This is a genomic window from Streptomyces sp., assembly GCF_036566765.1.
In the GTDB taxonomy this organism is placed as follows: Bacteria; Actinomycetota; Actinomycetes; order Streptomycetales; family Streptomycetaceae; genus Streptomyces.
This window is the reverse complement of record NZ_DATCVQ010000222.1, coordinates 1-3,048: the sequence shown is the minus strand read 5'-3', so window position 1 is coordinate 3,048 and position 3,048 is coordinate 1. Positions and strand designations below refer to the sequence as shown.

Genomic DNA, 3,048 nt, shown 5'->3' with positions numbered 1-3,048 from the left:
CGTCTACAACAACGGCATCGCCGCAGTGTGGAACGCGGTCGCTGACGCGCTGAAGCTGCCCAAGCTGCCGCTGCTGAAGTTCAGCGGTTTCGCTCGGGGCGGCATCCTGCCGGGTACCAGCTCCTACCGGCAGGGTGACGACCAGCTCGTGGCCATGCGGCGCGGCGAGGGCGTCTACGTGTCCGAGGCGATGCGCGACCCGTACGAGCGGGCACGGCTCCACGCCGTCAACAGCGCGGCCCTGTCGGGCAAGCCGCTCGCCCCGTACCAGGGGCTCGCCGGCGGCGGCATCGTGGGCGACATCCTCGCCCAGGGCGTGAAGTTCGGCGCGGAGAAGATCCTCAACCCGATCCTGGACAGCGCTTCGGCGGCGATGGGCGACAGCCCCTTCGCGCAAATGCTCATCAACATCCCCAAGACGCTGGTCTCCAAGGTGATCGAGTTCCTGACCGCGAAGGAAGCCGCCATGGGCGGGCCTGGCGCCCAGAAGGCGCTGGAGTTCGCCCGCCAGCAGATCGGCAAGCCGTACGAGTGGGGCGGGACGGGGCCAGGCACGTTCGACTGTTCAGGCCTGACGATGCGGGCGTGGCAGGCGGGTGGGCGCGGTGACATCCCGCGCACGTCGCAGCAGCAGATGGCGTGGGTCAAGCCGGTACAGGCCCCGGTGCCTGGTGCGCTCGGCTTCCCGCACCCCGGCCACGTGTGGCTGTACGTCAACCCGTCCACGATCATCGAAGCGCCGCAGACCGGGTTGAAGATCAGGCAGGTCGCCGCCCGTGCGGCTCAGGTGATCGGTGTCCCGCCCGTCAAGGGCGAGGCGGCTGCCGCGTACGACTCGGGAGGCTTCCTGCCGACCGGGCACAGCCTCGTCTACAACGGGACAGGCAGGCCGGAGCCGGTGCTGACAGACCAGCAGTGGCAGGCCATTCAAGGCGGAGCGCGCGGCGGAGACTCGCCGATGCTCAACATCGAGGAATTCCATGCGACGCCTGAGCAGTCCCCGCAGGCGATCTCGCGAGAACTGTACTGGCTGTCGAAGCGCCCGCGCTGAATCCACCAGGCAAGGAGGGCGATTTCGGCATGCCTTGGGATCCCGAGCAGGGGACGTTCGGCGCGTACATGCGGTCCAAGAACGTCCAGGTCCGGCCTGTCGGCTGGACCTGGGCGACCCGGGATCAGGTGCTCGCCGACACTTCCGCACGCCGGACGGTGCGCGACCAGTGCGGTAACGACGTCACCGAACGGACCGACGAGCAGGGTCGCGAACACAGGGACGTCAACATCAACTTGAGATAGGAGGCGTCCTGTGGCGCTCACCCAGGACGGGTGGTTCAACGACACCATGGTGAAGGCGTTGAGCAACGACATCGCCTTGGACCTGTCGGACACCACGCCCGGAGCATTCAAGGCCGCACTGTATGAGGCGTCGGCGTCGCCCAACTTCTCGCAGGTCAGCCCGGCGTACGGGACGGCCCCGCTCGACTCGGACGAGTCCTCCGGTCCCGGCTATACGGCAGGCGGGGCCGACCTGACCGTGGTCAGCTTCGCCGAACTGGCGGGGGCCACGAACAAGCTGGGCTGGAAGTTCGACCCGGTCGAGTGGGAGGAATCCACGATCGATGCCGCTGGGCTGCTCATCTATGTGCCGTCGCTGTCGAATCGGGCCGTTCTGATGCGGTACTTCGGCCAGACGTACGGCACCGCCGACGGAACGTTTTCGATCACCTTTCATTCAGACGGCGTCTGGCGGCAGGTGCTCCGCAGCGCCGCCTAATCAGCCACTTTCGACTCTTTCGCCCGCCAGCGTGCGGGCTTTTCGCATGTAAGGAGGCCGGACGTGGCCAAGGCTGGATATTCGATCGTCACAGGCGGCGCGGTGTCGCTGAGCGCATCCACGGCGAAGACCGTGCTCGGAGTGAAGTCTGCCGATGACTTCGGCCTCGACCTGAAGAAGGTGTGGCTCGGCTTCACGGGCACCAGCGCTTCCGAGGCTCCGGCCGTGGTCGAGGTCTGCTATGCGACGTTCGCGACGAACGCTCCCGGCACGAACAGCACAACCCTGACGGCGCCTGCCGTCACTCAGATCTACGGCAGGGCGCTGACTCACGGCGTGTCGGCGGCGAAGAACTGGACGTCCGAGCCGACCGTGCTGACGGTGATCGCGGAGTTCACGTTGACTCCGAACGGCGGGACCATCTTGTACGACTGGCCCCTCGGGGATACGCCGGACTGTGCGTTCGACCACGGATTCGTGCTGAGGTGCACGGCGGCGGCTTCGACGTCGGTCCGAGCGTCCATGGTCTTCGAGCGGTGCTGACGGGTGGCCATTCAGATCGACCCGGCGAGTCCGGCGCTCGCTGTCGGCACCGACACCACGACGATCACTACCGCTTCGTTCACTCGCCCAGTCGATGGCCTGCTGGTCGCGCTGGTGGCAGCCGTATCAGAGAGCGCGCCAACGGTGAGCGGCGGGTCGTTCACGTGGACGCGGCGCGTGCAGCGCGCCCCCGGGACGGACTACGCCGAGATCTGGACGGCCCCGGTGACGGGCAGCGGCTCAGTCACGGTGACGCTCGGCGTGGAGCTGGTCGAGGGCGCCGGCGCCAGCCTCGGCGCGCTCAAGGTGGTGGGCATCACCGGCCAGCATCCGACGGACCCGATCGGCAACACCGGCAACAACACCGCTACCACGAACACCCTTAACGTCACCGGGTACACGTCGTCCGGCGTCGGCAGCAGAGGCTTTCTGGCCGCGCTCGACTCCAACGGGCTCGGAAGCCCGACCGCCGGGGGTGGCGACACGGGATACCCGTTCAGCGAGACAGTGGGCGGGTTCTTCGAGTATTCCGGCCTCGGCATGGTCAAGGCCGACAACACCGCAGGTAGCGGCACGTCGGTGACGTTCAATGCGGACGCTCCGGGATCGTCGTCGGCCCAGTGGGCGTGGGCCGCGCTGGAGATTCTCGCCGCGCCTGTGCCGCCCCGCACTGTGGCGCTGCGGCCGACCGGTGCTGCACATCGCGCCGCTTCCTGGTAGAGAGGCGGTGA

At 67.7% G+C, this 3,048-nt stretch carries 5 protein-coding genes; all 5 read left to right on the top strand.

Annotation, left to right across the window (positions count from 1 at the left end):
• Window positions 1-1,051, top strand: a 1,051-nt coding sequence (locus VIU94_RS12875; RefSeq protein WP_331910854.1) for a C40 family peptidase, incomplete at its 5' end; no start/stop codon positions are given.
• Between the two features lie 29 nt (window positions 1,052-1,080).
• Entirely contained in the window at window positions 1,081-1,296 is a 216-nt protein-coding gene (locus VIU94_RS12870) for a hypothetical protein (protein ID WP_331910852.1), read from the top strand.
• Between the two features lie 10 nt (window positions 1,297-1,306).
• On the top strand, window positions 1,307-1,774 hold the full coding sequence (locus VIU94_RS12865; RefSeq protein ID WP_331910850.1) for a hypothetical protein: 468 nt from the start codon (window positions 1,307-1,309) through the stop codon (window positions 1,772-1,774).
• 63 nt (window positions 1,775-1,837) lie between these two features.
• Window positions 1,838-2,317 carry a hypothetical protein gene (locus VIU94_RS12860; RefSeq protein ID WP_331910848.1) on the top strand — a complete coding sequence of 160 codons (480 nt, stop codon included), beginning with the start codon at window positions 1,838-1,840 and terminating at the stop codon, window positions 2,315-2,317.
• Between the two features lie 3 nt (window positions 2,318-2,320).
• Window positions 2,321-3,037 carry a hypothetical protein gene (locus VIU94_RS12855; RefSeq protein WP_331910846.1) on the top strand — a complete coding sequence of 239 codons (717 nt, stop codon included), beginning with the start codon at window positions 2,321-2,323 and terminating at the stop codon, window positions 3,035-3,037.
• Window positions 3,038-3,048: the final 11 nt, after the last annotated feature.